Below are 1,277 nucleotides of genomic sequence, written 5' to 3' on the forward strand. Positions count from 1 at the left end.
CTTACTTCATTTATACTATCTTCAAATGTATCATAGATCTTTCCACACTCAGCGAAATAGTCCGCGATCTTCTTGTGGTTCCACTCTATTACATCTCCCTCTGAATATCCTGTTCCCATCTATGTCAAACTCTCCTTGTTAATGTATTTAATCTGATATCTTAATCAGTTTTCCTTAAACCAATAGCCATGGTAAAAACTAAATCTCGCAACAGCCGATCAGACGTAAGGCTCAGCCACCGTACTGTCCAGCCTGCTGTGCCAGTTCCCCTTCCTTGTCTTCATCAACCTGAACGTAATCTTCCTTCATCTGCTTCATAAGCTTCACCACGGTGGTAGTCTCATCCTTCATTGCATGGAACATATCTACAGCGATATGATCTGCCTCCTGATAGTCAGGAATAACCGGATTCAAAAGACACTGAGCATCCGGCTCAACATAGGTCTGATTATCCTTTATTGTCTTTTTATTATTGCTTTCAATTCTTCCAACAATCTCATCATAGATTTCTTCATCAATATGGATATCTCCGGAAGCTGATCCGCCGCCGGCTCCATTGTCGTACTTCTTTGTATAAAACATCTATTATTCCGCCCTTCTTACTATTATCATAACTGTGAAAAGATCTGCTACCGGCTTACATTACTGCTGTGTAGGATGTTCCGCCTCCACCACCGCCTGATGACTCAGGTTCTTCGTCAGGAGCTGTAAGCAGGGCTTCCTGAAGCTCTTTTATCTCTTCTTCTAACTCAGAGATTTTATCAGTAAGATCAGCTATATCCTGAGAAATCTCCCCTGAAAGAGTGTCCACATCTCCATCATAGGTCCCCATATCTGATGAAATGTCGCCGTTAAGTCCATCTGCCTCCACCTCATTATCACCACTCCAGTCTTCACCGCCTTCTCCCTCAAGAGGATATGGTGTTGCGATAGGAGTATATATTCCTTCATCCAAGCCTGACTTTGTGGTAGTAATGGTCTCCAGATTTGTTTCCAGTGTCTCCTTTATGGCGATGTAGCCGTTCATTTCTTCTGTCTTCGAATCTATAAGTGCCTGTATCTGTTTCTTGGTCATTGTGAATTTTTTCTCTCTTTCCTTATTTGGTAATCCCAGCTACCGCTGTGACACGATAGCCGGAAGCTTTATACAACTTTTCCGATTCCAGTGGAATGTGCGGATAATTAGTTGTAAGAAAGTCCTGATGAAGCTGCCTCGTCGATAGACTCGAGGTTGTTTGATGATGTCATTACGTTCTTTGAAAGAGTCTCAAGCTCTG

At 42.5% G+C, this 1,277-nt stretch carries 2 protein-coding genes; both read right to left on the reverse strand.

All coding sequences use genetic code 11. From position 1 onward, the window contains the following. Nucleotides 1-231: 231 nt before the first annotated feature. The gene (locus tag T541_RS0116435; RefSeq protein ID WP_026653669.1) at nucleotides 232-582 is read right to left on the reverse strand and encodes a hypothetical protein; all 351 of its coding nucleotides are present in this window, start codon (nucleotides 580-582) and stop codon (nucleotides 232-234) included. A 55-nt stretch (nucleotides 583-637) separates the two neighbouring features. After that, nucleotides 638-1,075 carry a hypothetical protein gene (locus T541_RS0116440; protein ID WP_026653670.1) on the reverse strand — a complete coding sequence of 146 codons (438 nt, stop codon included), beginning with the start codon at nucleotides 1,073-1,075 and terminating at the stop codon, nucleotides 638-640. Nucleotides 1,076-1,277 lie beyond the last annotated feature (202 nt).

It is taken from the genome of Butyrivibrio proteoclasticus P6B7 (genome assembly GCF_000622085.1).
Lineage (GTDB): Bacteria > Bacillota > Clostridia > Lachnospirales > Lachnospiraceae > Butyrivibrio > Butyrivibrio proteoclasticus_A.